The sequence below is a fragment of the Streptomyces sp. SDT5-1 genome (genome assembly GCF_052245995.1).
Lineage (GTDB): Bacteria > Actinomycetota > Actinomycetes > Streptomycetales > Streptomycetaceae > Streptomyces.
This window is the reverse complement of the sequence record NZ_CM125963.1, coordinates 4,625,097-4,649,166: the sequence shown is the minus strand read 5'-3', so window position 1 is coordinate 4,649,166 and position 24,070 is coordinate 4,625,097. Positions and strand designations below refer to the sequence as shown.

General features: G+C 71.0%; 30 protein-coding genes. 10 read left to right on the top strand and 20 right to left on the bottom strand.

The window, feature by feature from the left end; genetic code table 11:
* Positions 1 to 37: 37 nt before the first annotated feature.
* The gene (locus ACTWJ8_RS21450; RefSeq protein ID WP_443260036.1) at positions 38 to 898 is read right to left on the bottom strand and encodes a winged helix-turn-helix domain-containing protein; all 861 of its coding nucleotides are present in this window, start codon (positions 896 to 898) and stop codon (positions 38 to 40) included.
* Between the two features lie 170 nt (positions 899 to 1,068).
* Here ACTWJ8_RS21450 and ACTWJ8_RS21445 point away from each other — a divergent pair, with 170 nt between their 5' ends.
* The gene (locus tag ACTWJ8_RS21445; RefSeq protein ID WP_443260035.1) at positions 1,069 to 1,260 is read left to right on the top strand and encodes a hypothetical protein; all 192 of its coding nucleotides are present in this window, start codon (positions 1,069 to 1,071) and stop codon (positions 1,258 to 1,260) included.
* Here the strand turns inward: ACTWJ8_RS21445 and ACTWJ8_RS21440 are convergent.
* From ACTWJ8_RS21440 to ACTWJ8_RS21430, 3 genes are read right to left on the bottom strand one after another with little or no spacing between them, the layout of a single operon-like run.
* Entirely contained in the window at positions 1,251 to 2,138 is an 888-nt protein-coding gene (locus ACTWJ8_RS21440; protein ID WP_356375733.1) for a winged helix-turn-helix domain-containing protein, read from the bottom strand. The two genes, ACTWJ8_RS21445 and ACTWJ8_RS21440, sit on opposite strands and share 10 nt — an antisense overlap.
* A gap of 39 nt (positions 2,139 to 2,177) precedes the next feature.
* Positions 2,178 to 3,068, bottom strand: coding sequence for an HAD family hydrolase (locus ACTWJ8_RS21435; RefSeq protein WP_443260034.1), 891 nt, complete (start codon positions 3,066 to 3,068; stop codon positions 2,178 to 2,180).
* Complete coding sequence (locus ACTWJ8_RS21430) at positions 3,017 to 3,913, bottom strand: winged helix-turn-helix domain-containing protein (protein ID WP_356375739.1); 897 nt, start codon at positions 3,911 to 3,913, stop codon at positions 3,017 to 3,019. The genes ACTWJ8_RS21435 and ACTWJ8_RS21430 overlap by 52 nt, the downstream gene beginning before the upstream one ends.
* A gap of 193 nt (positions 3,914 to 4,106) precedes the next feature.
* Here ACTWJ8_RS21430 and ACTWJ8_RS21425 point away from each other — a divergent pair, with 193 nt between their 5' ends.
* Complete coding sequence (locus ACTWJ8_RS21425) at positions 4,107 to 4,298, top strand: hypothetical protein (RefSeq protein ID WP_356375742.1); 192 nt, start codon at positions 4,107 to 4,109, stop codon at positions 4,296 to 4,298.
* Positions 4,299 to 4,347: 49 nt separating this feature from the next.
* On the opposite strand, the gene ACTWJ8_RS21420 is transcribed toward ACTWJ8_RS21425, so the two are convergent.
* Entirely contained in the window at positions 4,348 to 5,277 is a 930-nt protein-coding gene (locus ACTWJ8_RS21420; RefSeq protein WP_356375745.1) for a winged helix-turn-helix domain-containing protein, read from the bottom strand.
* Between the two features lie 165 nt (positions 5,278 to 5,442).
* On the opposite strand from ACTWJ8_RS21420, the gene ACTWJ8_RS21415 reads away from it, so the two are divergent.
* Positions 5,443 to 5,628 (top strand): hypothetical protein, encoded by a 186-nt coding sequence (locus ACTWJ8_RS21415; protein ID WP_356375748.1) that lies wholly within the window; start codon positions 5,443 to 5,445, stop codon positions 5,626 to 5,628.
* 39 nt (positions 5,629 to 5,667) lie between these two features.
* On the opposite strand, the gene ACTWJ8_RS21410 is transcribed toward ACTWJ8_RS21415, so the two are convergent.
* Both ACTWJ8_RS21410 and ACTWJ8_RS21405 read right to left on the bottom strand, forming a co-directional pair.
* Complete coding sequence (locus ACTWJ8_RS21410; RefSeq protein ID WP_356375751.1) at positions 5,668 to 6,939, bottom strand: GNAT family N-acetyltransferase; 1,272 nt, start codon at positions 6,937 to 6,939, stop codon at positions 5,668 to 5,670.
* Between the two features lie 72 nt (positions 6,940 to 7,011).
* Complete coding sequence (locus ACTWJ8_RS21405; RefSeq protein WP_443260033.1) at positions 7,012 to 7,623, bottom strand: RsiG family protein; 612 nt, start codon at positions 7,621 to 7,623, stop codon at positions 7,012 to 7,014.
* Positions 7,624 to 7,822: 199 nt separating this feature from the next.
* On the opposite strand from ACTWJ8_RS21405, the gene dtd reads away from it, so the two are divergent.
* Positions 7,823 to 8,248, top strand: coding sequence for a D-aminoacyl-tRNA deacylase (dtd, locus tag ACTWJ8_RS21400; RefSeq protein ID WP_356375753.1), 426 nt, complete (start codon positions 7,823 to 7,825; stop codon positions 8,246 to 8,248).
* Positions 8,249 to 8,270: 22 nt separating this feature from the next.
* Here dtd and ygfZ read toward each other — a convergent pair whose 3' ends face one another.
* The 11 genes from ygfZ to ACTWJ8_RS21345 all read right to left on the bottom strand — a co-directional run bounded on the left by ygfZ (position 8,271) and on the right by ACTWJ8_RS21345 (position 15,390).
* Complete coding sequence (gene ygfZ / locus ACTWJ8_RS21395; RefSeq protein ID WP_443260032.1) at positions 8,271 to 9,236, bottom strand: CAF17-like 4Fe-4S cluster assembly/insertion protein YgfZ; 966 nt, start codon at positions 9,234 to 9,236, stop codon at positions 8,271 to 8,273.
* 34 nt (positions 9,237 to 9,270) lie between these two features.
* Positions 9,271 to 9,708: a Fur family transcriptional regulator gene (locus tag ACTWJ8_RS21390; RefSeq protein WP_356375759.1), complete on the bottom strand. Its 438-nt coding sequence runs from the start codon at positions 9,706 to 9,708 to the stop codon at positions 9,271 to 9,273.
* A 39-nt stretch (positions 9,709 to 9,747) separates the two neighbouring features.
* On the bottom strand, positions 9,748 to 10,320 hold the full coding sequence (locus ACTWJ8_RS21385) for an FABP family protein (protein ID WP_356375761.1): 573 nt from the start codon (positions 10,318 to 10,320) through the stop codon (positions 9,748 to 9,750).
* 239 nt (positions 10,321 to 10,559) lie between these two features.
* Positions 10,560 to 10,820 carry a DUF3099 domain-containing protein gene (locus ACTWJ8_RS21380; protein WP_443260031.1) on the bottom strand — a complete coding sequence of 87 codons (261 nt, stop codon included), beginning with the start codon at positions 10,818 to 10,820 and terminating at the stop codon, positions 10,560 to 10,562.
* Between the two features lie 112 nt (positions 10,821 to 10,932).
* The gene (locus ACTWJ8_RS21375) at positions 10,933 to 11,220 is read right to left on the bottom strand and encodes a DUF1416 domain-containing protein (protein WP_356375765.1); all 288 of its coding nucleotides are present in this window, start codon (positions 11,218 to 11,220) and stop codon (positions 10,933 to 10,935) included.
* 32 nt (positions 11,221 to 11,252) lie between these two features.
* Positions 11,253 to 12,098 carry a sulfurtransferase gene (locus ACTWJ8_RS21370; protein ID WP_443260030.1) on the bottom strand — a complete coding sequence of 282 codons (846 nt, stop codon included), beginning with the start codon at positions 12,096 to 12,098 and terminating at the stop codon, positions 11,253 to 11,255.
* Between the two features lie 119 nt (positions 12,099 to 12,217).
* Positions 12,218 to 12,298, bottom strand: a complete 81-nt coding sequence (locus ACTWJ8_RS21365) for a putative leader peptide (protein WP_352133573.1) — start codon at positions 12,296 to 12,298, stop codon at positions 12,218 to 12,220.
* Positions 12,299 to 12,500: 202 nt separating this feature from the next.
* A complete protein-coding gene (locus tag ACTWJ8_RS21360) occupies positions 12,501 to 13,235 on the bottom strand; it encodes an LmeA family phospholipid-binding protein (protein ID WP_443260029.1) in 735 nt (244 codons plus the stop codon).
* A 65-nt stretch (positions 13,236 to 13,300) separates the two neighbouring features.
* Complete coding sequence (locus ACTWJ8_RS21355) at positions 13,301 to 14,347, bottom strand: hypothetical protein (RefSeq protein WP_443260028.1); 1,047 nt, start codon at positions 14,345 to 14,347, stop codon at positions 13,301 to 13,303.
* On the bottom strand, positions 14,283 to 14,537 hold the full coding sequence (locus tag ACTWJ8_RS21350; protein ID WP_356375777.1) for a MoaD/ThiS family protein: 255 nt from the start codon (positions 14,535 to 14,537) through the stop codon (positions 14,283 to 14,285). The genes ACTWJ8_RS21355 and ACTWJ8_RS21350 overlap by 65 nt, the downstream gene beginning before the upstream one ends.
* 28 nt (positions 14,538 to 14,565) lie before the next feature.
* Positions 14,566 to 15,390 (bottom strand): alpha/beta hydrolase, encoded by an 825-nt coding sequence (locus tag ACTWJ8_RS21345; RefSeq protein ID WP_443260027.1) that lies wholly within the window; start codon positions 15,388 to 15,390, stop codon positions 14,566 to 14,568.
* A 178-nt stretch (positions 15,391 to 15,568) separates the two neighbouring features.
* On the opposite strand from ACTWJ8_RS21345, the gene ACTWJ8_RS21340 reads away from it, so the two are divergent.
* The 6 genes from ACTWJ8_RS21340 (at position 15,569) to ACTWJ8_RS21315 (ending at position 20,970) form a co-directional block, all read left to right on the top strand.
* A complete protein-coding gene (locus tag ACTWJ8_RS21340; protein ID WP_356375782.1) occupies positions 15,569 to 16,375 on the top strand; it encodes a winged helix-turn-helix transcriptional regulator in 807 nt (268 codons plus the stop codon).
* A gap of 53 nt (positions 16,376 to 16,428) precedes the next feature.
* Complete coding sequence (locus ACTWJ8_RS21335) at positions 16,429 to 17,451, top strand: LacI family DNA-binding transcriptional regulator (RefSeq protein WP_356375784.1); 1,023 nt, start codon at positions 16,429 to 16,431, stop codon at positions 17,449 to 17,451.
* Positions 17,452 to 17,571: 120 nt separating this feature from the next.
* On the top strand, positions 17,572 to 18,564 hold the full coding sequence (locus ACTWJ8_RS21330) for a S1C family serine protease (protein ID WP_356375787.1): 993 nt from the start codon (positions 17,572 to 17,574) through the stop codon (positions 18,562 to 18,564).
* A gap of 27 nt (positions 18,565 to 18,591) precedes the next feature.
* A complete protein-coding gene (locus ACTWJ8_RS21325; protein WP_356375789.1) occupies positions 18,592 to 18,765 on the top strand; it encodes a hypothetical protein in 174 nt (57 codons plus the stop codon).
* Between the two features lie 49 nt (positions 18,766 to 18,814).
* Positions 18,815 to 19,552: a response regulator transcription factor gene (locus tag ACTWJ8_RS21320; RefSeq protein ID WP_356375792.1), complete on the top strand. Its 738-nt coding sequence runs from the start codon at positions 18,815 to 18,817 to the stop codon at positions 19,550 to 19,552.
* Positions 19,549 to 20,970, top strand: coding sequence for a HAMP domain-containing sensor histidine kinase (locus ACTWJ8_RS21315; RefSeq protein ID WP_356375795.1), 1,422 nt, complete (start codon positions 19,549 to 19,551; stop codon positions 20,968 to 20,970). Before ACTWJ8_RS21320 ends, ACTWJ8_RS21315 begins: the two co-directional genes overlap by 4 nt.
* Before the next feature lie 6 nt (positions 20,971 to 20,976).
* Here the strand turns inward: ACTWJ8_RS21315 and ACTWJ8_RS21310 are convergent, their stop codons facing one another.
* Positions 20,977 to 22,107, bottom strand: a complete 1,131-nt coding sequence (locus tag ACTWJ8_RS21310; protein WP_443260026.1) for an LmeA family phospholipid-binding protein — start codon at positions 22,105 to 22,107, stop codon at positions 20,977 to 20,979.
* Positions 22,108 to 22,165: 58 nt separating this feature from the next.
* A complete protein-coding gene (locus tag ACTWJ8_RS21305) occupies positions 22,166 to 23,971 on the bottom strand; it encodes a bifunctional metallophosphatase/5'-nucleotidase (protein WP_356375800.1) in 1,806 nt (601 codons plus the stop codon).
* Positions 23,972 to 24,070: the final 99 nt, after the last annotated feature.

The following is a 24,070-nucleotide window of genomic DNA, read 5'->3' as shown; positions in this document are numbered from 1 at the left end:
GTAAGGCGTTCGAACCGCGATCGACTCGGCCCGCCGTTCAGAACGCCAGGCGCTCCCACACAGAGTCGAACCAGGCCTGCCAGCTCGCCATGAAGATGGATCCACGAGAGTCCGGGTTGCCGTCCTTCACGTAGTGCGTGAGCCGTGCGCCCAGGCCCAGTACGTCGAGGGCGCGGACCGTCGTCTCGTCGTCGAGGACGATGGGGCGCTCGATCACCTCGTACGGGCCGTGCAGCGCCTGCGCGCCCCCGACCAGGTACAGCTTCGACGTCGGCGTGAGCATCACGTGGCGGATCTCGAGGCTCGCGGAGTCGACGAGGCCCTCGGCCTCCAGCTGCCGCAGCTCCACCTGGATCGACTCGCTGTGCCTGCGCGTGATGTCGAGCAGTCGCTCCCTGAGCCGGGCGGACAGCCGTCCGTCCGGGTCGTCCAGGGCCCGTGGATACGGCAGATCGAGTGACTCGTCGGGCAGCAGCATCCGGATCGCGATCCGCCGCGGCCCCTCCTCGCCGTCCCGCATCCGCTCGATCTGGCTCTTGACCTGCATGTCGAGGGATTCGGACGTCAAGGTGAAGACGTCGAGGGAGACCTCGGTCGCCGCGAACGCCTCGTCGAAGAAGCCGCGCAGCGTCACCCGGCCCTCCTTGGCCGCCCGCGCGGTGTACGACTGCGCCTCCTGCGCCCGTACGACCCGGGTCCCGCTCCCCTGCTTCGGATCGACCCAACCCTCGGCCCGCAACTGCTTCAGCGCCTTCTGCACCGTGTCGCGGGAGACATGGAACTCCTCGGCCAGCTCACGCTGCGCGGGAAGCGGGGACCCCAACGGGTAGACGCCCCCCGCCATCCGTGAGCGCAGCTCCTCCACGACACCGAAGACCTGCCTGCCGCCGCTCGCCACACCAGGAACGTACCTCCGTCAGCCCAACGGCACACCGGTTTCAGTCAACTTCCCTACATGTACGGGCCCTTGATTAACGATCTGCGCCCACGGGGAAAAACCCAATCCAAGTCCAACAGTCCAATTGGGCTGTTTAGTACGGCAGTTGGCAGGAAGGCGGGTGGGGACCCATGAATCCGGTGCCGCAGGTGGTCGCGAGCTTGCTCGGGTATGGGGTGGAGTGGTTCGTGGAGTCGGAGTACGGGGTTCCGGGGCTGTTGGGGCTTGCCGCGCTCACCCTGTTCCTGTCCGCCGAGCGGCGGTCGAGGAGCTGGGCGCTGGCGGGGGCCGCCCTCGCCGTGCTCGCGTTCGCTCAGGCCTGACGCCGTCGCGCCACATGCTCCCAGAGGCCGTCGAACATGGCCTGTTCGCCGTCGATGAAGGCGGCGGCGTCGGGGCCGTGGGGGCGTTCGAAGGCGAGCATGCCGGTTTCGAAGCCCTCGACGTCGACGAGTTCGACCGTGGCCGCGCCCTCGTAGTCGTCGATGTCGCGCTCGAAGCGGCCGGGGACGTAGTGGCCGACGAGGACCTCCTGGCGGTTGAGGAGGTAGACCTTGCGGGTGGGGACGCCGGAGACGAAGCGGTACTCGAAGGTGGCGTCGACGCCGCTGTCGCGCAGGCCCTTGAACGCCCCGGCCAGCACCGTGCGCTGCGCGTCCCACTGGATCCGGCCGCGCCGCCTGACCGCCTCGTCGAGCTTCTCGTCGTGGCCCCAGCCGGCCGCGGGCGCGGGGTAGTCGACGTTCTCGCCGAGCCGCGGCACCACCATCCGGACCCGTACGGACTCCGGTCGCAGCACCCCCTCGTACACCTTGCGCAGCGGCTCCCCCAGGGCCGTCACCAGGGTCTCGCCGGTGAGGCTGGCCACGTCGACGCAGACGTGCGGCGCCTGGAAGGCCGTCACCAGGCGCGGGCCGAGGATGCTGCGCGCGGACCGGGCGCCGGGCGCCGGCTGGTGCGCGGGGCGCGAGACGGTGGGCGGGCTGCCGCGACCGGTGTTGGCCAGCAGGCCGTCGGCGCGCAGCAGTTGCAGCGCGTTGCGGACCGTGCCGCGCTCGACGCCGAACTCGCGGGCGAGCGTGGCCTGGGTCGGCAGCCGCTCGCCCGCCGTGAGCTCGCCGTCGACGATCCGCTTCCGCAGGGCATCGGCGATCTTCTCGGCGGTGGGTCTCGGGGTGTTCCGCGCCTTCGTGTCCACCACGACGATCTCCCCTCACCCCCCGACCAAGTCGGTACAACTCTACGGCAGTTGGCTGCCAACTCCACCGCTTCGGTGACGAAGGATGTGGATGATGGGTTCGAGGGTGCCCGTCACCTGGCGCGCTCCGGCCTGCCGCAGCGCGGCCTCCTTGCGGGCATGACGCGCGTAGCCGAGGAACGCGACGCCCGCCTCCCGTGCCGCGTCGAGGTCCGTCGCGGCGTCGCCGATCATCAGGGTGGTGCCGGGCGACGCGCCCATCGCCTGCATCGCGCGGTTGAGGCAGTACGGGTCCGGTTTGAGCCGGGCCAGGTTCTCGGTGCGGCCGTAGATGTGCGGCTCGAAGCAGTCGGAGAGGCCGCGGCCCGCGATGTAGCGGCGGGCCGCCTCCGCCGAGTTGTTGGTGGTGATGGCGAGGCGCGCGCCGGACGCCGACCAGGTGCGGATCAGCGGGTCGGCGTGCTCGGTGGGCCAGGCGGAGCGGACGGCGCGCAGTTCCTGCTCGGTGAGCCGGTTCTCCATCTCCAGGACCAGGTCGCTGTCCGGCCTGGCCCGGCCGAGGCGGCGCAGCGCCGCGTGCGGGTCGGCGTCGGCGCGCTCCTCCTCCGTGAGGACGTCGCCGAGGCCCTGGGCGTCGAGCCAGTCCACCTGGTCGCGGGCGATACCGGCCGCGGGGCGGCCCGCGAACAGCCGGCAGATCGGCCCGTCGAAGTCGAAGAGGACGTGTCGCGCGCCCTCGATCAGCTCTCGGAGGGTGCCCGCCTCGCGTGCATCGCCCTGAAGGGTGCCCGACTCGCGAGCGTCTCCCTGTTCGGTCGTTTCCCGACGTGATTCGGTCTCTTCTGCCACCGGAACAGTCTGCTTCGTCGTCTCTGAAGTCACTAGGAGAGTGTCAGGTCGGACGTGATGGTTTCCCAGAGCGCGTCGAACCACTTCTGCGACTCCTCCACGAAGGCCCGGTCGCGGTGGCCCGCCCTGTCCTCGAAGGAGAAGAGCAGCGCCTGGGTGCCGGTGGCGGAGTACATCTCCAGCTTGAAGTCGTTGTCGATCTCCTCCTCGCGCCGCGTGACCATGTAGTACGAGAGGAGGGCCTCCGCCCCGTTCAGCAGGTACAGCTTGACCGGCGGGGTGAACGGGAGGGCCCGGAACGTCACCCGTACGTCGATGCCGTGCGAGGACCGCAGGGAGCGCAGGTTGTGGCGGAGCACCTGGCCCTGCGCGTTGCGGGTGGCGAGCCAGCGGTTGTGCACCGCCGCCTCGTCGGCCCGGTCGGGGCCCTCGCTGTCGCCGGGCACCGGCACCGGGAACGCGAGGTCGATGTCGCGGCTCGGCAGCAAAATGCGTACATCGAGGGACTCGGGCCTGATGCGGCCCTCGTGGATGAGGCGCAGCGGCTCACCGAGGGCCATCATCAACGTCTCCGAGGTCATGCAGACCGCGTCGATCCGCACGTGGGGCGAGTGGAACGCCTCGACGAGCCGGGGCGCGAGGGCGACCATCGAGGGCTGCGGCTCGTCGCGCGCGCCGCTCGCGGGGGCGATCCGCGGCGGGCTGCCCTTGCTGCGCTTGCTCAGCAGGCCGTCCGTCTCCAGGAGCTGCAGCGCCTGCCGGACGGTGCCGCGCTCGACGCCGAACTCCTCGGCGAGGGTGGCCTGCGTGGGGAGTTGGTCGCCCGGCTTGAGGTCGCCACCGCGGATCCGCTCGCGGAGCTGGTCGGCGATCTCCTGGGCCGTGAGCCTTCTGCTGCCGTTCAGTGTCGCGTCTGCCCTGTCCGCCACGCCCTGCTCCCTGGGTCACAACCAAGCGCCGCAACTCACCGTGATTTGGCGTGAGTTGTCGTCCTCCTGTTTATATACCACGACCAAGTGGGGACAACTCCAGTGCAGTTGGTCGCCAACTTGGTGCAAGGTGGCCAAGGGTGGCAGCGAAGGAGACCAAGTAGCGAGAGTCGCCGACGCAGGAGGAACCACCATGCCTGTCCTGAACCTCCTCTCCGCGGTGGTCGTGATCACCCTCGAGCAGCTCGCCCAGTGGCACTACGGCCCCGCCGGGCTCGCGGGCCTGCTGCTGCTCGCCATCGGCGCCCGCGCCAGGAACGCCACGTGCAGTTCCATGGGCGGCGTCCTGCTCGCGCTGACGGTGGCAGGGCCCGCCCTGCACTGACCTCGGGCGACACCCGGCCGGGGCCCGGCTCGCCAACCGAACACCCGGCTCACGAGCTGAGCGTCAGGTCCTGGCTGATCGTGTTCCACAGCCCGTTGAACCACAGCAGCGACTGCTCCACGAACGTCGTGTCCCGCAGCCCCGCGCCGTGCTCGAACGCGAAGAGCATCTGCCGCGGCCCCTGCGCGTCGTACACGTCCACCCGCTCGTGGTCGATCTGCTCGCCGCGCCTGGTCAGCGTGTAGTACGCGAACAGCGCCTCGTTGCCGTTGAGCAGATAGAGCTTGACCGGGGGCGTGAACGGCAGCGCGCGGAACTCCACCGTGACGTCCATGTCGTGCGTGGTCCGCAGGGCCAGCAGGTTGTGGCGAAGGACCTGCCCCTGCGCGTTGCGCTGTGCCAGCCAGTCGCGCCGCAGCCGGCCGCCCACCGCGGCCTCCTCCTCGTCCGCCAGGTCCGTGGCGGGCGTGGGGAACGCGAGGTCGATGTCGCGGCTCGGCAGCAGCACCCGCACCCGTACGGTGGCCGGTTTCCTTCGGCCCTCGTGGATGAGGCGCAACGGTTCGCCCATCGCGAGCGTCAGCGAGACCGCCGTCATGCACAGGGCGTCGATCTCCACGTCGGCCCGCTCGAAGGCGTCCGCGATGCGCGGGGCCAGCGCCACCATGGTCGGCTGGGGTGGCGCCTCCGGGCCGAGCGGCGCGGCGCGCGGATGCTCCGCGACCGTGGCCGGGGTGCCCTTCGTGGCGTTCACCAACAACCGCTCGGTCTGCAGGATGCGCAGCGCCTGACGCACGGCGGAGCGCTCCACACCGAATTCGCCCGCCAACTGTGCCTGTGTCGGCATCCGCTGGCCGGGACTCAGACGCCCGGACGTGATCCGGTCGCGCAGCTCGTCGGCCACTTCGCGGTACGTGAGGCGCGTCCGCGGTGACCTGGGCCGTCCATTGACGGCGGCATGCTCCGCACTCACAACCAAACACTACAACTTCCCGCCATCTTTGGGGAGTTGACGTGAAGGTGGTTATGAGACGCCCTTCAACGGAGATAAGTACCTTGGAGTTGGTGACCAACTTCCCGCAAATGGTCGGGGGACCTGAAGTTGGTCACCACGAGGACCTCGGGTCCTGAAGGAGGTAAGACCATGCCGCTCTTCGCCATCGTCGTCGCCGCGCTCGCCATCGGGTTCGAGCAGCTCATCCAGTGGAAGTACGGCCCGATGGGCATCATCGCCTTCATCGTTCTCTCGGTCGGCCTCAAGGCCAAGAACACCGTGATCAGCGGCATCGGGGCCGTGGTCCTCGTGATGCTGCTCGCCCAGAGCGGCTGACCGGGCTCCCTTCCGGAGGGGAGCCGGGAGCCCGGTCGGTCAGAACACGTCGGGGCACCACGGCCGCCGCGACGTCCGCAGCAGGGCGCCGAACGCGGCCGCGGCGCCCGCCTCGTGCTCCACGAGCCGCCCCAGGGCGGCGAGCCGCACCGCGGACTCGTCGCCCAGCCACAGCGCCCCCAACTCACGTACGTCGACCGTGAGTTGCGGGGAGGCGGCGCCCGGCGAACACACCGCCCCGCCGGGCGTCGCCGTCAGCGTGAACCGGCCGCCCGCGAGGCCCGCCGGGTCGACGACCTCGAACGCGACCTCGCCGCTCGTCTCGTACGAGCGCGCCTCCAGGGCCCGTACGACATCCAGGATCCGCACCCACAGAAAGTCGGCCTGCGTCACGATGCGGGCGGCGCGCGGGTCGGGGAGCAGGTGCGGCAGCAGGTCGTCGGGGGCGCGCAGGCCCGAGCGCACCGTGGTGATCCAGTCCACGGAGCAGACGTACGTCCACAGGGCGCGCTCGGCGGCCGGCGTGACGGCGATCAGCTGCCGCACGCGGGCCGTGTTGCCGGGCTGCTTGGCGTCGCTCCAGTGGTCGTCGGCCCGGTGGACGACGAGGCCCTCCACCTCGCCGCGCGCGTTGCGGTACAGCGCGTGGAACGGTTCGGTCCACGGGTCCTCCGGCGTCGGCCACTGGCCAGTCTCGTACTGCCACCAGAACGCGTCCCGCGAGACCACGCCCGCGACCCGGGTGCGGAGACGCTCGTGCAGCTCGGGGCCGACCTTGCGCACCTCCTCCGGGTCGGCCAGGTCGACCCGGCCGCCGTCGTCGGGGCCCGACCAGCGGGGGTCGAGGCCGGCCCTGGGCACGTCGATCTCCCATACGGCGGCGGTGGCCGCGGGGCCGAAGCCGAACCTTCCGTAGATCGGGTACTCGGCGGCGATCAGCGTCGCCGCGACGTCGCCGCGCTCCTTCGCCTCCGCGAGGTCGGCCCCCATCAGGCGGCTGAGCAGTCCGCGGCGGCGGTGGGTGGGGCTCACGGTGACGTTGGTGATCGCGTCGGTGGGGACGGTGGCGCCGCCGGGGACGGTGAGCTCCTGCGCGAACGAGCGGAAGGTGGCCACCGGGCGGCCGCCGGCGGGGCCTTCGGCGGGGGCGAAGGCGGCGCGGGTGCGGGCGAGGTCGAAGTGGGCGCGGCGCTTGGCGACGGTCTGCGGGGAGGTGGTCGGCGGGCGCAGGAACCCGGTGTTGAGGGCGCGGGACCAGTCGTGCAGCTCGTCCTCGGTGATGGCTCGTACGGTGGGCGCTTCACTACTCATGCGCTCACGCTAGGCGGGTCGGCCGCCGGTGTCGCAGGAATTCTCCGCACCCCGACGGCCGCCTTGCGGCGTTCAGTTGCCGCCGCCCAGGAGGTCCGTCACCTGGGCCTCGCCCGCGCGGTAGCGGTGGGTGATCTCGGCGCTGATGTCGTCCGCCGTGCGCTGGAGCTGGTGGCGGCGGCGTGAGACCTGCTGCTCGTAGCGGACCAGGCGGCCCATCGCCGTGTGCAGCTCCGCGTCCGTGCGGGCCTCCAGGTCGGACAGCTCGACCTCGGCCAGCATCTCCTGGGCGAGCCGCCGGGACTCCTCGCTGTGCGGCGTGCCCACCGTGACGTGCCGGGCGGAGGAGCGCTGCCGCGTCGGCTGGTCCCGCAGGATCTCCGAGAGCCGGTCCACGACCGGCGCCTCGGGGTCGCGGCGCCGCCCGAGCTCGGCGCGCAGGATGTCGATGCGGCCCTGGAGCAGCCGTCGTACGTAGCTCAGGTCCGCCTCGTTCTGCTGCGCCGCGCGTCGCAGCGCCCGCAGCTCCGGCAGCCGCAGCGTCGTCAGGTCCTGCTCGGGAACGGCCGGCAGCTCCGGGCTGTCGGTGCGCTGGGCCGGCGGTCGGGACAGCGGGGTGAGCCGCTCCGCGTGCGTCAGCGACACGGGCTGCGCGGGCAGCCCCGTACTCGTTGTGTGGCTCATGGCATGGGTATCCATGGTCTGCTTACCGTCCCCTCGACCGGACCGCGCCGCACGCCACCGACGCACCGCGTGTCAGCATGGTGCCACTCCGAGTGGCCAGTTCGGGCACGAGTGCCCCATATCCGCCCCGGATGGGGGGTTGGGGAGCATGCGTAAACCCCTTCAGGGGCACGAATGCGGCGCACGGCATGATGGCCGTATGCGAGCAGTGGTGCAGAGGGTGGACGGCGCGAGCGTCGTCGTGGACGACGAGGTCGTGGGCGAGATCAAGGGCGAGGGGCTGTGCGTCCTCGTCGGGGTCACGCACGAGGACACCAAGGAGAAGGCGGCCCAGATGGCCCGCAAGCTCTGGTCCGTGCGGATGCTGGCCGACGAGAAGTCGTGCAGCGACATCGACGCGCCGCTCCTGGTGATCAGCCAGTTCACGCTCTACGGGGACGCCCGCAAGGGCCGCCGTCCCACCTGGAACGCCGCCGCGCCTGGGCCGGTCGCCGAGCCGCTGGTCGACGAGGTCGTGGCGCAGCTGCGGGCGCTGGGCGCGACCGTGGCGACGGGCCGGTTCGGGGCGCAGATGCGGGTGTCCCTGACGAACGACGGCCCGTTCACGGTGCTGCTGGAGATGTAGCCGCCCACGCCGCCCACGCCGGCTACGGCTCGACGATCACTTCCTGCGCCGCCGCCGTGGTCTCCGCGAGGAGCTCCGCGTCGGTCGGCACGTTCCGCTTGATGACCGCGAGGGCGATCGGGCCCAGCTCGTGGTGGCGCACGGACGTGGTCACGACGCCGACCTTGCGGCCCTCGGGGCCGTCCGCCGCGAGCCGCACCTCGGCGCCGTGCGGCGGCAGGTGCACCTCGCTGCCGTCCAGGTGCAGAAAGACCAGGCGGCGCGGCGGCTTGCCCAGGTTCTGCACGCGGGCGACGGTCTCCTGCCCCCGGTAGCAGCCCTTCTGAAGGTGCACGGCGGTGCCGATCCAGCCCAGCTCGTGCGGGATGGTGCGGTGGTCCGTCTCGAAGCCGAAGCGCGGGCGGTGCTGCTCAACGCGGAGCGCCTCGTAGGCCAGGAGGCCGACCGCCGGGCCGTTCTCCGCCGCGTACGACTCCAGGTCGGCGCGCGGCAGGAACAGGTCGCGGCCGTGCGGCGTCTCGCGCACGACGACGCCTTCGGGCACCGGGGCGATCGATCCGGCCGGGAGGTGCACGACGGCGAACTCGTCGGTCCTGTCTGCGGTCTCCACCCGGTAGAAGAACTTCATCGACTCCAGGTAGGCGAGGAGCGCCTCCTGCGTGCCGGGCTCGACGTGCGCCCACGTCGTCGTGCCGTCGTCGACGAGGTACAGGGCGTGCTCGATGTGCCCGTTCGCGGAGAGGATCAGCGCCTCGGTGGCCCGGTCGGGCTCCAGCTCCTGGACGTGCTGCGTGAGCAGCAGGTGCAGCCAGCTCAGCCGGTCGTCGCCGGTGACCGTGATCACGCCGCGGTGCGAGAGGTCGACGACGCCCGCGCCGTCGGCGAGGGCGCGCTGCTCGCGGAACAGGTCGCCGTAGTGCGCGGCGACGCCTTCGTCCACGCCCTCACCGGGGACGGCGCCGGGCAGGGTCAGCAGGGGGCTCTTCATGGTCACTCACAGTACGACGAGCGGGCGGGCGTGCTTATTCCTGCGTGCGGTCCTTGTTCCCCGAGCAGTTCTCGCAGCGCCCGAAGATCGCGAAGTGCTTGAGGTCGGTGTCGAAGCCGAACTCCTCGCGCAGCTTCGCGGTGAACTCGGCCGCCACGTCCACGTCCGCCTCGATCACGTTCGTGCAGTCCCTGCACACCATGTGGATGTGGTGGTGCCGGTCGGCGAGGTGGTAGGTGGGCGCGCCGTGCCCGAGGTGGGCGTGCGAGACGAGCCCGAGCTCCTCCAGGAGCTCCAGGGTCCGGTAGACCGTCGAAATGTTGACCCCCGACGCCGTCCTGCGCACTTCGCACAGGATGTCGTCGGGGGTCGCGTGCTCAAGGGTGTCCACGGCTTCCAGGACAAGCTGACGCTGCGGCGTCAGCCGGTAGCCGCGCTGCCTCAGATCGCTCTTCCAGTCGGTGCTCACCACACCGTCGAGTCTAGAACCACTTGCGGAAAGCGATTCCGCCTACTTGAAGAAGGCGATGCCGTCGTCGGGCATGTCGGGGAGGTTGCGCGCCATCTCGGCGACCTCCTCGGGGGAGACGACCTTCTTGAGCTGGGCCGACATGTAGGGGCGCAGCGGGACCTCGGGGGTCTGCTTCTCGCCGACCCACATGAGGTCGCTCTTCACGTAGCCGTAGAGACGCTTGCCGCCGCTGTACGGGCCGGAGGCGCCGGTGCGGGCCACGGCGTCGGTGGCGAGGTCGATCTGCGGCTTCTGGTCGGCGAGCTCGCCGTACCAGACCTCGACGACGCCGTCGTCGCGGACCATGACGACCTCGACCTTGCGTTCGTCGTCGATCCGCCAGAAGCCGGACTCCGACTCGAGGGGGCGGACCTTCTCGCCCTTCTCGTCGAGCACCCAGGTGTGCGAGTGGTACTCGAGGAAGTCCCGCCCGTCGTGGGTGAAGGAGACCTCCTGGCCGAAGTTGCACTTCTCGGAGCCGGGGAAGTCGTGGACGCCCGCGCCCTCCCAGGTGCCCAGCAGAAAGGCGAGGGGGACGAGCTTCGGGTTCAGGTCGGACGGGATCTGAATCATGAGCGGTTCAAGGATCTCTCGGTGGTGGGGCGGGTCAGCGCTGGCCCTGGTACAGCTTCTTCACGGTCAGACCGGCGAAGGCGATGACGCCGACGCAGACCAGGACGAGAAGGGTGGAGAAGAAGGCCTCAAGCACGGGATTGCTCCTCGGTGAGCGGAACGTATGACGATGACAGAGCCGCACCCCACTGTAGTCGGGTGGGCACGGACGCTCTCGGCGAGGTCGGTCACAGCGGGTGTCACCTGTGCCGCTTCTTTCCGTCCAGCTCGTCCCACCACTCGTCGGACTTCGGATCGCCCGACGGGTCGTCCCACCAGCGGTCCTCGGGCCCCCGCCGGTTGGCGACGATGGCGGCGAACGGCGGGATGACCATGGCGACGACGCACATCGCGACGGCGGCCGGCACGGACCAGAGCCGCACCACGCCCCAGGCGAGGACGAAAAGCCCGATGCATACGCCCATCATGACGAAGTACACGTGCTTGCGCCGTGCGTACATGTCTTCCAGCGTAAGCCCGCGCATGCCGAAGGACCGCACCCCGCACCAGTGGCGTCCAACCCAGGTGGGGTGCGGCCCTTCAGCCGTCACGAGTGATCGCTCGGGTTCGCGGTCAGACCGCGATCGCGACCTCCGCGAGCCCGCCGGTCTGGGCGACGACCGTACGGTCGGCCTGGCCGCCGGGGACCAGGGCGCGCACGGTCCACGTGCCCTCGGCCGCGTAGAAGCGGAACTGGCCCGTGGCCGAGGTGGGGACCTCGGCGGTGAACTCGCCGGTCGAGTCAAGGAGGCGCACGTAACCGGTGACGGGCTCGCCGTCCTTGGTCACCTGGCCCTGGATGGTGGTCTCACCGGGCTTGATCGTCGAGGCGTCGGGGCCGCCGGCCTTCGCTCCGCACATGTTGCTCTCCTAGGAAGTGGAAGGTCGCTGGGTTACTTGTTGGCGCCGAGCTCGATCGGCACGCCGACGAGGGAGCCGTACTCGGTCCACGAGCCGTCGTAGTTCTTGACGTTCTCCTGGCCGAGCAGCTCGTGCAGCACGAACCAGGTGAGCGCGGAGCGCTCGCCGATGCGGCAGTAGGCGATGGAGTCCTTCGACAGGTCGACCTGCTCGTCGGCGTAGAGCGCCTTGAGCTCCTCGTCCGACTTGAACGTGCCGTCGTCGTTGGCGTTCTTCGACCACGGGATGTTGCGGGCGGACGGGACGTGGCCCGGACGCTGCGACTGCTCCTGCGGCAGGTGGGCCGGGGCGAGCAGCTTGCCGGAGAACTCGTCGGGGGAACGCACGTCGACGAGGTTCTTGGTGCCGATCGCGTTCACGACGTCGTCGCGGAAGGCGCGGATCGAGGTGTCCTGCGGCTTGGCCTTGTAGTCGGTGGTCGGGCGGTTCGGGACCTCGGAGCCGTCGACCAGGTCGCGGGAGTCGAGCTCCCACTTCTTGCGGCCGCCGTCGAGGAGCTTCACGTCCTGGTGGCCGTAGAGCTTGAAGTACCAGTACGCGTAGGAGGCGAACCAGTTGTTGTTGCCGCCGTAGAGGACGACGGTCGTGTCGTTGGCGATGCCCTTCGCCGACAGGAGCTTCTCGAAGCCCTCCTGGTCGATGAAGTCGCGGCGGACCGGGTCCTGCAGGTCCTTGGTCCAGTCGATGCGGATCGCGTTCTTGATGTGGTTCTTGTCGTACGCGGACGTGTCCTCGTCGACCTCGACGATCGCCACGTTCTCGTTGTCGAGGTTGGCCTCGACCCAGTCGGCGTCTACCAGGACGTCGCTGCGGCTCATGCTGTGTTCCTCCGGGGCAGTTGCGGCGGGCATGCGAAACGGATGTGCGTAGCTGCACGGGGACCCCGAGGCCGAGTGCCTCAAGGGGTCGGGGGAAAGCGGGAGTCGGTCCGTCCCGCTCAGGCGGCGCGACAGAGCATGGCGGCGACGCGGCACAGGTCTACTGCCCGCCGCTTCGTGAGATCCGCCTGTCGCTTCATGGGTCCGATCGTAAGGACGTACCGGTGGCCGTGTCACCGACGTGTCGGATGATGAGACGCGATCGTCCGGAATATGAGAACGATCGCGCCGCCGAACGGCTTCCGCCCCGTCGTCGCACCGCGGGGCGCCCGTCGACTTCTGCTCTGCGGACGCCTGCGTCTCGCAGTTCGGACCGATGGTCTCCGCGGCCCGTATCCGGGCCTACCCGACCAGGTCGAGGTCCGAACCCTTCACCGTGATCTCGATGCCCTGGTCGACCGCCTGCACCCGGTCCAGCTCGATGCCCGCCGGGAGGTCCTTCAGCGCCTGCCGGAAATCGACGACGCCCCGGATCCGGTCCTCCGCCAGCTTGAAGGCGCCCGCCGCCGGCAGGCTGTCGGCGTGCGCGGAGACCTCGCCGCCGCTCACGTCGACCGTGCTGAGCACCGAGGGCCGCAGCGTGCCGAGCGGGGTCTTGATGGCGACGGTGACCTTGACCTTGTGGTCGCCGCCGTACGCGAGGCCGTCGATCCACGCGGTCACGCCGGGGGCGACCTGCGCGCGGCCCTGCTTCTTCACGGCCTCGAGGAGTTCCGCGTAGTCGATGCGGGCGGTGCCGGTGGCCCTGTCGGCGGTGGCGGAGCTGTAGCCGCTGTCGAACTTCACGCCGCGCATCTCGGCCTTGAGGTCGGCGATCCGGATGCCGGCGTCGCCCTTGTCGCTCTTCGCCTCGAAGTCCTTGATGCCGATCTCGACGTCGTCGAGGCTGCCGCCCGCGACCTGCGTCAGGAACGGGAAGCCGTTGATCGACACGTCGGGGGTCTGCTCAAGGCCCTCGCTCGTACGGATCCTGTCGGCGGCCTTGCTCTCGGCGAAGTGGACGGCGACCCGGTCGGCGGCGACGAAGAGGCCACCGAGGACGACGACGAGGATGAGCAGTATTCGCAGTGCGCGCATGGCTCGGAGCGTACGTGGCCCGGGACCGGGGCGGGCAAGATCCGGCCCCGGCCCGTAAGGCGCAACTAGCCGAGCGCGCGGCCCAGGAGCCAGACGGCCGGGGCCGCGGCGGCCAGGGGCAGGGCGACGCCCGCCGTCATGTGGACGAAGCGGGACGGGTAGTCGTACGAGGCGACGCGGTGGCCGATGAGGGCGCAGGCGCCCGCGCCGAGCCCCAGGAAGGCGCCGCCCGAGCCCAGGTCGGTGACGCCGCCCGCGGCGATCCCCGCGCCGGCGGCGGCGAGCAGCGCCACGACCACGGAGGCGACCGTCGGGAGCGGCAGCGCGCGGGCGAGCACCGCGATGGCCACGGCCGCGCCGCCGACCGTCACGGCGTCCGCGGGGGCGGCGAGGTGACCGGCCGCCACGATCGCGAGCGCGGCCGAGACGACCGTCGCCATCAGTCCGTACATCCGCTCGTCCGGATCGGCGTGCGAGCGGAGCTGGAGGACGAGCGTGAGCAGCACCCAGACGCCGAGCGTGCCGAGGATCGCCGCGGGGCCGTTGTCCCGGCCCGCCACGAGGAGCGCGATGTCGGCGACGACGCCGCCCAGGAAGGCGAGCGCGATGCCCTGCCGCGCGGGCCACATACCGTTGAGCCGGAACCACCCCGCGGCCGTCACGGCCTGGAGCAGGAGCAGCGGCACGAGCAGCCCGTACGAGCCGACGGCGGCGCCCCCGGCGAGCAGCAGGCCGAGCACGGCGGTGAGCACGGCGGGCTGGAACCCGGGCTCGATGATCGGCGAGCGGCCCTCGGCGCGGGCCCGCTGGTTCGGCGCGAGCGCCTGCGGGGCCTGCGGCGCCTCGGCGGCGGGAGCGGGGGCGGGGGCGGCCGGAGCGGGCGCGGGCTCGTGCGCGTACTCGTACGTCCACTGCTGCTGCGGCACCGCGGCCTGCTGCTCGTGCGCGTACTGCTCCTGCGTGTACTGGCCCTGCGCGTACTGGTTCTGCGCGTACTGGTCGTACTCGTACGAGTGCGGGTACTGCTGGTTGTTGCTCATCGAAGTGTCATCCTCCTGCGAACGGCGGGAGCACCTCGACCGTGCCGCCCTCGGCAAGCCGTACCGTCTCATGCCCGCGGGTCCCGACGGGGTCGCCGTCGACCAGGAACGAGGAGCGCTGGAGCACCCGGACCAGCTCGGCCGAGTGCCGTGCACGGACGGCGTCCAGCGCCACGGCCAGGTTCTCGGCGTCGTACGGCTCCTCCGCGACACCCGCGGCCGCCTTGGCGGCGGCCCAGTAACGGATCGTGCCCTGCGCCATCCCCGGCTCCTCTCTACGGTGCGGCGTCCTATTGTGCGCCAAGCGTCGCCGCGACCCACGCCCCGATCCGCTCGATCAGCTCGTCGCTCGCCGCGTTCTCCGCGTGGCCCATGTCCGGCTCCAGCCACAGCTCCGCAGCCCCGTCGGAGGCCGCCACCAGCATCCGGGGATGGTCGACGGGGAAGTACGGGTCCCGGTCTCCGTGCACCACGAGCAGCGGGGTCGGCGTGAGCAGCGGCACCGCCTCGACCGGCGACAGCGGCACCGGGTCCCATTCGTACGGGTGGATCCGGGTGCGCAGCCCGAAGCGGCTGACGAGGCGGCCCGCGGGCCGGGTGACCGCCCAGTGGACGCGCCGCATGGGGGCGGTGCCGCGGTAGAACCAGCGGGCGGGAGCGCTCACCGCGACGACTCCGTCAACGTGCGCTTCCGTGCGCCCCCTGTGCAGCGCGGCCTGCCGCAGCACGACGGAACCGCCCATCGAGAAGCCGACCGTGACCACGCGCGCGTGCCCGAGCGAGCGCGCCCACTCGACGGCCGCCGCGAGATCGAGCACTTCCTTGTCACCGACGGTGGACCGCCCGCCGGACCGCCCGTGGCCCCGGAACGAGAACGTGATCACGGCCGCACGCTGGGCGAACACCCCCGCCGCTCGGCGCACCCTGGGCCGCTCCAGATCTCCGGTGAAGCCGTGCGCGAGCACGATCGCCGGGGCGTCGGGGCCGCCGGGACCCGGCTCGTAGGCGGCGTCGATCGCGACTCCGTCGTGTGTCCGTAGCGTGACGCGGCGTCGCTGTTCGGTGACCGGCCACACAGAAGATCCACGCTCGTCACCTGCCGGTCCCCATGTCATGTGGGCTATTCTGCTGGCTGGAGGACTCGGGCAATGCAGCCCCCGGGTCCTTTTGTGCTTTCTGGACAGTACGAAGCAGTGCCGCAAACGTCCTCGCAGGGACCGAGGAGGAACCAGACGTTATGGGCGAGCGAACCGTGCACGAACGTATGACGACCCCCAGGGCAGGTGGGGACCGATGAGCTCTCTGCTGCTCCTCACCAATGCCCTCCAGCCGTCGACGGAGGTGCTTCCCGCTCTCGGCCTGCTCCTGCACAACGTGCGAGTGGCTCCCGCGGAGGGCCCCGCTCTCGTCGACACCCCCGGCGCCGATGTCATCCTCATCGACGGCCGTCGCGACCTCCCGCAGGTCCGCAGCCTCTGTCAGCTGCTCCGCTCGACGGGGCCCGGCTGTCCGCTGGTGCTCGTCGTGACGGAGGGCGGCCTCGCGGCCGTCACCGCCGACTGGGGCATCGACGACGTACTCCTCGACACGGCAGGCCCCGCCGAGGTCGAGGCACGCCTTCGGCTCGCCATGGGCCGCCAGCAGATCGTCACGGACGACTCCCCCATGGAGATCCGCAACGGCGATCTGTCGGTGGACGAGGCGACGTACAGCGCGAAGCTCAAGGGCCGGATCCTCGACCTGACCTTCAAGGAGTTCGAGCTCCTGAAGTATCTGGCGCAGCACCCCGGCCGCGTCTTCACGCGCGCCCAGCTGCTCCAGGAGGTCTGGGGCTACGACTACTTCGGCGGCACCCGGACCGTGGACGTGCACGTGCGAAGGCTGCGTGCCAAGCTCGGGCCCGAGCACGAGTCGCTGATCGGCACCGTGCGCAACGTGGGCTACCGCTTCGTCACCCCGGAGAAGCCGGAGAAGAAGGCGGAGAAGAACGCCGAGGCGCGCGCCGAGAAGCAGGCGGCCGCCACCGACAAGGCGGACAACCGGGACAAGGCCCCGGCGACGGCGGACGAAGAGAGCCGCCCGACCGCCGCGCGCCGGTAGCGGTGCGGCTCACGCCCTGCCCAGAGGGTGGTCCATCCGCGTAGACTCCGCGCGTGGCCAAGGTGACTCGGGACGATGTGGCGCGGCTGGCGGGTACCTCGACCGCCGTCGTGTCCTACGTGATCAACAACGGACCCCGGCCGGTCGCCCCGGCCACGCGCGAGCGGGTGCTCGCCGCGATCAAGGAGCTGGGGTACCGGCCCGACCGGGTCGCCCAGGCGATGGCCTCGCGGCGCACCGACCTCATAGGCATGATCGTGCCGGACGCGCGCCAGCCGTTCTTCGCGGAGATGACGCACGCCGTCGAACAGGCGGCGTCGGAGCGCGGAAAGATGGTCCTGGTCGGCAACTCCGACTACGTGCCCGACCGTGAGGTCCACTACGTCCGCGCCTTCCTCGGCATGCGGGTCTCCGGCCTGATCCTCGTCTCGCACGGTTTCAACGACCTCGCGGCGAACGAGATCGAGGCCTGGGACGCCCGCGTCGTCCTGCTGCACGAGCGGCCCGAGGCGATCGACGACGTCGCGGTGGTCACCGACGACGTGGGCGGCGCCCAGCTCGCCACCCGGCACCTCCTGGAGCACGGCCACGAGTACGTCGCCTGCCTCGGCGGCACCGCGGACACCCCGTCCGTCGGCGACCCGGTCTCCGACCACGTCGAGGGCTGGCGGCGCGCCATGAAGGAGGCCGGGCGGGAGACCGAGGGCCGGCTCTTCGAGGCGCCGTACAACCGGTACGACGCGTACCAGGTGGCGCTCGGGCTGCTCGCGGGGCCCGACCGGCCGCCGGCGATCTTCTGCTCCACCGACGACCAGGCCATCGGCGTCCTGCGGGCCGCGCGCGAGCTGCGCATCGACGTGCCGGGCGAGCTGGCCGTGGCCGGGTTCGACGACGTGAAGGAGGCGGGGCTCACCGATCCGCCGCTGACCACGGTCGCCGCGGACCGCCCGGCGATGGCGCGGGCCGCCGTCGACCTCGTCCTGGACGATTCGCTGCGGGTCGCGGGGTCGCGGCGCGAGCGCCTGAAGCTGTTCCCCTCGCGGCTCGTGGTCCGGCAGTCCTGCGGCTGCGCGTAGGTTCGTCCGGCTTGCGGCCCGGCTTCCGGGCCGGGTCTTTATTTCGGGCAAACAGGCTTCTGCCGGGACTCTCAGGGAGCACTCAGGCGGCTCTCATGTACGCGCCACAAGCTGGGTGCCATGACCGAGACCCACCGCCGAAGCGGCGACGAACCCCAGGCCTACCCGCCCCCGCCCCCGTACCTTCCGGGCGAGGTGCTCGCCGAGCACACGGAGCACAAGAAGCCGCGCAAGCGGCTGCGCGGACCCGCCGGTCTGATCGCGGCCGTCGCGGTCGCCGCGGCCGCGGTCGGCGGCGGCACCGCGTACGGCATCCAGGAGCTGACCGGTTCCTCCACGGCCTCGTCGTCGACCAGCACCACGGTGGTGCCCAGCAGCAAGAAGGGCACCGTGGCCGGGGTCGCGGAGGCGGTCAGCCCGTCCATAGTCGAGATCAACGCGACGCTCAGCTCCGGGTCCTCGACCGGGTCCGGCGTGATCATCACGAGCGACGGCGAGATCGTCACCAACAACCACGTCGTGTCCGGCGCCGACTCCGTCAAGGTCTCGACGAGCGACGGCAAGACGTACACGGCGGACGTCGTCGGCACCGACGCGAAGAAGGACCTCGCGCTCATCAAGCTGAAGAACGCCTCGGGCCTCAAGGCCGCGACGCTCGGCGACTCCTCCGGCGTCAAGGTCGGCGACGACGTCGTCGCGATCGGCTCCCCCGAGGGCCTCACCGGCACCGTCACCAGCGGCATCGTCTCCGCGCTCCAGCGCGACGTCACCGTCTCCACGGACGAGGGGCAGCAGCAACAGCAGCAGGGCGGCGGGAACGGTGAGTGGCCGTTCGAGTTCGGCGGCCAGGAGTTCAACGGCAACACCGGCTCGTCCAAGACCACGTACAAGGCGATCCAGACCGACGCGTCCCTCAACCCCGGCAACTCCGGCGGCGCGCTCATCGACATGAACGGCAACATCATCGGCATCAACTCGGCGATGTACTCGGCCGCGTCGGACTCCTCCTCGTCGTCGTCGAGCAACGGCAGCGTGGGCCTCGGCTTCGCCATCCCGATCAACACGGTGAAGGCCGACCTGGACACCCTCCGGTCCGGCGGCTCCACCAGCTGACCAACCCCTGTCCCCGGGAGGACCACCATGATCCGCATCGTCCGGCACTCCGCGACCGAGACCGAGACCGGTCCGGCCGACCTCGCCCTGGCCCTCGCCGTGGCGGGCGCCGTGTCCGCGCCCGTCACACGGGCCCCCGAAGTCGTGACGGCGCCGCGTCGCCGGACGGCACGCGCCCGCCGGTCCTCCGTGCGAGGCTGAGGAAGACCGCCCGCACGCCCCCTTGTTCACCGAGAAGGAACCGCAGACCATGAGCCCCGCCGAAGGCGAACCGCAGCGCATCCTCATCGTCGACGACGAGCCCGCCGTCCTCGAGGCGTTGCAGCGTTCCCTCGCCTTCGAGGGCTACGCCACCGAGGTCGCCGTCGACGGCGCCGACGCCCTCGAGAAGGCGGACGCGTACCGCCCCGACCTCGTCGTCCTCGACATCCAGATGCCCCGCATGGACGGACTGACCGCGGCCCGCCGGATGCGGGCCACCGGGTCCACCACCCCGATCCTCATGCTCACCGCCCGCGACACCGTCGGCGACCGCGTCACCGGACTCGACGCCGGCGCGGACGACTACCTGGTCAAGCCGTTCGAGCTGGACGAGCTGTTCGCCCGCGTCCGCGCCCTGCTGCGCCGCAGCTCGTACGCCGCAGCGGCCGGCGGCGACGGCGCCGACGCCCACTCCGACGCGCTCTCCTTCGCCGACCTCCGCATGGACCTGTCGACCCGCGAGGTCACCCGCGGTGGCCGCCCGGTCGAGCTGACCCGCACCGAGTACACGCTCCTGGAGATGTTCCTCGCCCACCCGCGCCAGGTCCTCACCCGCGAGCAGATCCTCAAGGCGGTCTGGGGCTTCGACTTCGAACCGTCGTCCAACTCCCTCGACGTCTACGTGATGTACCTGCGGCGCAAGACCGAGGCCGGCGGCGAGCCGCGCCTCGTGCACACCGTGCGGGGCGTGGGGTACGTGCTGCGTTCCGACGGAGCCGCGGAGTGAACAAGCTCGTCCGCAGGCTGCGCACGCTGCCGCTGCGGTCCCGGATCGCGCTCCTCGTCGCGGTGGCGGTGGCCGCGGCGGTGGCGGCGGTGGCGGTGACGTGCTGGTTCGTGACGCGGGCGCAGCTGTACTCGCAGCTCGACAACGACCTGCGCCACCAGGTCGGTTCCGTCAGCAGGGCCCAGGTGTCCGCGATCGCCGCCAACTGCGACGGCGACGGGCAGCTGCGCGGGCTGCCGGGCCCGACCATCCAGATCGTCTACAGCGAGGGCCGCGTCTGCACCTCGCCGGACGACACCGAGATCCCCGTGCAGTCGTCCGACCTGGCGGTGGCGTCCGGCTCCCAGGGCAACGCGCTGCACACGACGGAGGACGCGGACGGGCGCGCCATGCGGGTCCTGACCGTCCCCGTCCTCGACAGCAACAACCACCAGCGGATCTCGAACGTCGCGGTCTCCATCGCGAGCCCCCTCGACGAGATCACCAAACCGCTCACCACCCTCGCCTGGCTGCTGCTGCTCGTCGGCGGCATCGGCGTCCTCGGTTCCACCGCCGCCGGTCTGTGGATCGCCAGGACCGGCCTGCGGCCCGTCGACGAGCTGACCGAGACCGTCGAACACGTCGCCAGAACCGAGGATCTGACGGTCCGGATCCCGGTCGAGGGTGACGACGAGATCGCGCGCCTGTCGGAGTCGTTCAACTCGATGACCGCCTCGCTCGCCTCCTCCCGCGAGCTCCAGCAGCAGCTGATCGCCGACGCGGGCCACGAGCTGCGGACGCCGCTGACCTCGATGCGTACGAACATCGAGCTGCTCACCCGGATCGAGGAGACGGGGCGCACGATCCCCGCGGAGGACCGCAGGGCGCTGATGACGTCGCTGAAGGCGCAGATGACGGAGCTGGCCGCGCTCATCGGCGACCTCCAGGAGCTGTCGCGTACGGGGCTCACCGGCGCGGAGGGCCCGATGAAGGTCGTCTCGCTGCACGACACGGTGCGCAGCGCCATCGAGCGCGCCCGGCTGCGCGGCCCCGAGCTGACGTTCGACGCCGAGCTGGCCCCCTGGTACGTACGGGCTGAGCCGGCCGCGCTGGAGCGGGCGGTCGTGAACCTGCTGGACAACGCCGTGAAGTTCAGCCCGGAGAAGGGCCGCGTCGAGGTCGGCCTGATGCGCGGCACGCTCACCGTGCGGGACCACGGCCCCGGCATCCCCGAGGACGAGCTGCCGTACGTCTTCGACCGGTTCTGGCGCTCGCCGACCGCGCGCGCCCTGCCGGGCTCGGGCCTCGGCCTGTCGATCGTGGCGCGCACCGTCGAGGCGTGCGGCGGCCAGGTCGCGCTCTCGGCGGCGGAGGGCGGCGGCACGCTCGCGACGCTGACGCTGCCGGGAGCGCCGACGCCGCCGCCCGAGATCCCGTAGGGCCCGTCAGCCGCCCACGGAGAGCCCGCCGCCGGAGAGGTCCACGCGGATGCCCTCCTTCTCCACGGTGACGTCGCGCAGCCGCACGTACCCCGCGTCGCCCGGCAGCTGCGGCAGCCGGAAAGCGAGGGAGAGGCGGTCGGCGAGTTCGGGGCGGGTGAGACGGGTGAGGCCGTCGAGCAGGGCCGGGTCGAGGCCGAGCCGCTTCAGGACGGCGGGGTGGGCGAGCGCGATGTCGATGAGGTTCGTGCCCATGAGCTGCTGGACGAAGCGCGGCGACCCCGTCAGTTCGCGCAGCTTGGCGTCGCTGGCCAGCGCCTGCCGCACGACACTGTCGGGCACCCCGAGCCGCTGCACCACGGCAGGGACGGCCAGCAGTTGCCGCACCTTGTCGGCCTGCTTGGTGAGCCGTTCGACAGTTGCGCGCGTGAGGTGCAGTCCCTCGGACGCGCGGGTGCCGGGCCGGTAGGTGGCGAGGTCGCCGATGGCCAGGCTCATGTTGTCGATGTCGGTGGAGATGCCGGAGGCGCCGAGCCGCTGGATGTGGGCGTCGGCGCGCACCTTCACGTCGTGCCCCGCGACGGGCAGCGTGCCGCGCGCGAGGACCTTGTTGTCGCCGTGCCCGGTGAACGTGACCTGGGACGCGCCCAGTTCCCTGTTCATGTCGGCGAAGCTGAGCAGCACCTGCCCGTTCATGGCGTCGGCGTAGGCGCCGCTGATGTCGGTGAGGCCCGAGCCCTTGATCCGTACGTTGTGCGCGGTCGCGGAGACCTTGGCGAGGGTGACGCGGTCGGCGGCGACGTCGGGGACGGTCACCCGCAGCTCGTGGATGCGGCGGTCGGCGACCTGGGTGAGGAACGGGAAGCCCGGTATCTCCACCTCGGGCGCCGCCGCCAACTTGAGCTGCTTCTTGATCTGTTGCGCCGCCTTGTTCTCGGCGTAGAGCACCGCCCAGCGGTCGGCGAGCGCGAGGAATCCGCACAGGACGAGGACCGCGATCAGGCCCTTGACGAGACCGGGGACCAGGGAGCGCCGCCGGCGCCTGCGCGACCTCGGGGGCGGCGGTGGTGGAACGGATTCCTCCGCCCAATCGTCGTACAGGGTGCGGTCATTGGATATGCGGTGGGGGGTGCGCATCGGCCGATTCCATCACACACCCCCACCAGTCACACAAACATCCTTCACACGCCGTTTGCTACTTGATGATCGTGATCCGGTTCGCGGCGGGCGGCTCGATCGGGTCCGCCGCCGAGGAGTTGGCCGTCAGGTAGTCGTTGAGGGCCTTCAGGTCGTCGCTCCCGACCAGCGGGTTCTTGCCCGCACCGAGCGCCGCGAAGCCGTCGCCGCCGCCCGCGAGGAAGGAGTTCATCGCGACGCGGTAGGTGGCGGCCGGGTCGATCGCGGCACCGTCCAGCTTGATCGAGTCGGTGACGACACGGTCGGCGCCCGACTTGGTCATGTCGAGCGTGTACGTGAGTCCCGCCGAGGGCTGAAGGATCTTCGGCGAGGCGGCATTGGCCCCGCTGACCTGCTGCTTCAGCGCGGTGACGAGCTGCTCGCCGGTCAGGTCGACGAGGTTCACGGTGTTGCTGAACGGCTGCACGGCGAAGGCCTCCCCGTACGTCACCACGCCGTCGCCCTCGCTCCCGCTCGCCTTGAACACGAGGTCGGAGCGGACACCGCCGGGGTTCATCAGGGCCACGCTCGCCTTCGGGTCGAGCGACTTGGCGTGCGCGAGCTGGGCGTCCGCGATCAGGTCGCCGAGCGGGGACTCGGGCGTGCTGGCGCCGCGGCCCGGCAGGTCGGCGGAGATGTGGCCGACGGGCTTGCTCGCGATCGGCGCGGCCAGCTTGTTCCACCGCCCGATCAGCGCGGTCATGTCGGCGGCCTTCGGCTGCGTGCGCGAGACGACGTGGTTCGCGGAGGTCGGCGACTTCACCGCCGTCCGCACGATGTCCTGGGTGGCACGGTCGTACGTCAGCGTGGTGTCCGTGTAGAGCTTCCCGTACGAGGACGCCGACGTGACCATGCGCGGCTTGCCGGACGGGTCCGGGATCGTGCACGTGTACGCGTTGTGGGTGTGCCCGGTGACCAGGGCGTCGACCTTCGGCGTGATGCCCTTGGCGATGTCGACGATGGGCCCGGAGACGCCGCTGCCGCCGCTCGGCGCGTCGCAGTCGTAGTTGTACGAGCCCGAGGCCGGGACGCCGCCCTCGTGGATCAGCGCGACGATGGACTTCACGCCCTGCTTGTCGAGGATCTTCGCGTACTTGTCGACGGTCTCGATCTCGTCGTGGAACTTCAGCCCCTTGACGCCGTCGGCCGACACGATGTCGGGCGTGCCCTCGAGGGTGACGCCGATGAAGCCGACCTTCACGCCCTTGTGCTTCCACACCCAGTACGGGGCGAGGACCGGCTTCCCGGTCTTCTCGTCGGTGACGTTGGCGGCGAGGTACGGGTAGTCGGCCCCTTCGAAGGTGCGCCCGTCCTCGTAACACCCGTCCTTGGGGTGACAGCCGCCCTTCTGCAGGCGTGCCAACTCGGCCGCACCCTCGTCGAATTCGTGGTTGCCGACCGAGGTCACGTCGAGGTCCAGCTTGTTCATGGCCTCGACGGTCGGCTCGTCGTGGAACAGGCCCGACAGCAGCGGGCTGGCGCCGATCAGGTCGCCCGCAGCGGCCGTGACGCTGTACGGGTGGCCCTTGCGGGCCGTGCGCAGGGAGTTCGCCAGGTACTCGACCCCGCCCGCGTCGATCTTCTTGGTGGTGCCGTCGGCCTGGTCCTCCGTGACCTGCCCCGACGATCCGGCGGGCGGCTCCAGGTTCCCGTGGAAGTCGTTGAACGACAGCAACTGCACGTCCTGGTAACGCCCGCCACCGCCCTTCTCCTCCGCGGCACCTGCGGGCAGCGCGGCCACCAGCGCGCCCGCGGCGGCGAGCGTGGCTCCCGCGGCGAGCGCGGCCCGCAGCCGACGCCCCGGTCTCTTCCTCTTCACGTCCATGTGGTCCCCCTGGGGGTGCGGTACGACGACCGTTGATGTGAGGCCGCCAGACTAGGGTCAACGCGCGTAGCGCAACAGGCGATCGAGATGACGAGCAGA

Coding starts and splice junctions, on each gene's coding strand:
- ACTWJ8_RS21340 (WP_356375782.1), top strand. CDS start 15,569: ATGAGCTCTCTGCTGCTCCTCACCAATGCCCTCCAGCCGTCGACGGAG.
- ACTWJ8_RS21355 (WP_443260028.1), bottom strand. CDS start 14,347: ATGAGACGGTACGGCTTGCCGAGGGCGGCACGGTCGAGGTGCTCCCGC.
- ACTWJ8_RS21360 (WP_443260029.1), bottom strand. CDS start 13,235: ATGCGCGCACTGCGAATACTGCTCATCCTCGTCGTCGTCCTCGGTGGC.
- ACTWJ8_RS21415 (WP_356375748.1), top strand. CDS start 5,443: ATGCCGCTCTTCGCCATCGTCGTCGCCGCGCTCGCCATCGGGTTCGAG.
- dtd (WP_356375753.1), top strand. CDS start 7,823: ATGCGAGCAGTGGTGCAGAGGGTGGACGGCGCGAGCGTCGTCGTGGAC.
- ACTWJ8_RS21370 (WP_443260030.1), bottom strand. CDS start 12,098: ATGAGCCGCAGCGACGTCCTGGTAGACGCCGACTGGGTCGAGGCCAAC.
- ACTWJ8_RS21375 (WP_356375765.1), bottom strand. CDS start 11,220: ATGTGCGGAGCGAAGGCCGGCGGCCCCGACGCCTCGACGATCAAGCCC.
- ACTWJ8_RS21445 (WP_443260035.1), top strand. CDS start 1,069: ATGAATCCGGTGCCGCAGGTGGTCGCGAGCTTGCTCGGGTATGGGGTG.
- ACTWJ8_RS21385 (WP_356375761.1), bottom strand. CDS start 10,320: ATGATTCAGATCCCGTCCGACCTGAACCCGAAGCTCGTCCCCCTCGCC.
- ACTWJ8_RS21425 (WP_356375742.1), top strand. CDS start 4,107: ATGCCTGTCCTGAACCTCCTCTCCGCGGTGGTCGTGATCACCCTCGAG.
- ACTWJ8_RS21410 (WP_356375751.1), bottom strand. CDS start 6,939: ATGAGTAGTGAAGCGCCCACCGTACGAGCCATCACCGAGGACGAGCTG.
- ACTWJ8_RS21380 (WP_443260031.1), bottom strand. CDS start 10,820: ATGTACGCACGGCGCAAGCACGTGTACTTCGTCATGATGGGCGTATGC.
- ACTWJ8_RS21310 (WP_443260026.1), bottom strand. CDS start 22,107: ATGCGCACCCCCCACCGCATATCCAATGACCGCACCCTGTACGACGAT.
- ACTWJ8_RS21330 (WP_356375787.1), top strand. CDS start 17,572: ATGACCGAGACCCACCGCCGAAGCGGCGACGAACCCCAGGCCTACCCG.
- ACTWJ8_RS21405 (WP_443260033.1), bottom strand. CDS start 7,623: ATGAGCCACACAACGAGTACGGGGCTGCCCGCGCAGCCCGTGTCGCTG.
- ACTWJ8_RS21345 (WP_443260027.1), bottom strand. CDS start 15,390: ATGACATGGGGACCGGCAGGTGACGAGCGTGGATCTTCTGTGTGGCCG.
- ACTWJ8_RS21365 (WP_352133573.1), bottom strand. CDS start 12,298: ATGAAGCGACAGGCGGATCTCACGAAGCGGCGGGCAGTAGACCTGTGC.
- ACTWJ8_RS21325 (WP_356375789.1), top strand. CDS start 18,592: ATGATCCGCATCGTCCGGCACTCCGCGACCGAGACCGAGACCGGTCCG.
- ygfZ (WP_443260032.1), bottom strand. CDS start 9,236: ATGAAGAGCCCCCTGCTGACCCTGCCCGGCGCCGTCCCCGGTGAGGGC.
- ACTWJ8_RS21350 (WP_356375777.1), bottom strand. CDS start 14,537: ATGGCGCAGGGCACGATCCGTTACTGGGCCGCCGCCAAGGCGGCCGCG.
- ACTWJ8_RS21305 (WP_356375800.1), bottom strand. CDS start 23,971: ATGGACGTGAAGAGGAAGAGACCGGGGCGTCGGCTGCGGGCCGCGCTC.
- ACTWJ8_RS21320 (WP_356375792.1), top strand. CDS start 18,815: ATGAGCCCCGCCGAAGGCGAACCGCAGCGCATCCTCATCGTCGACGAC.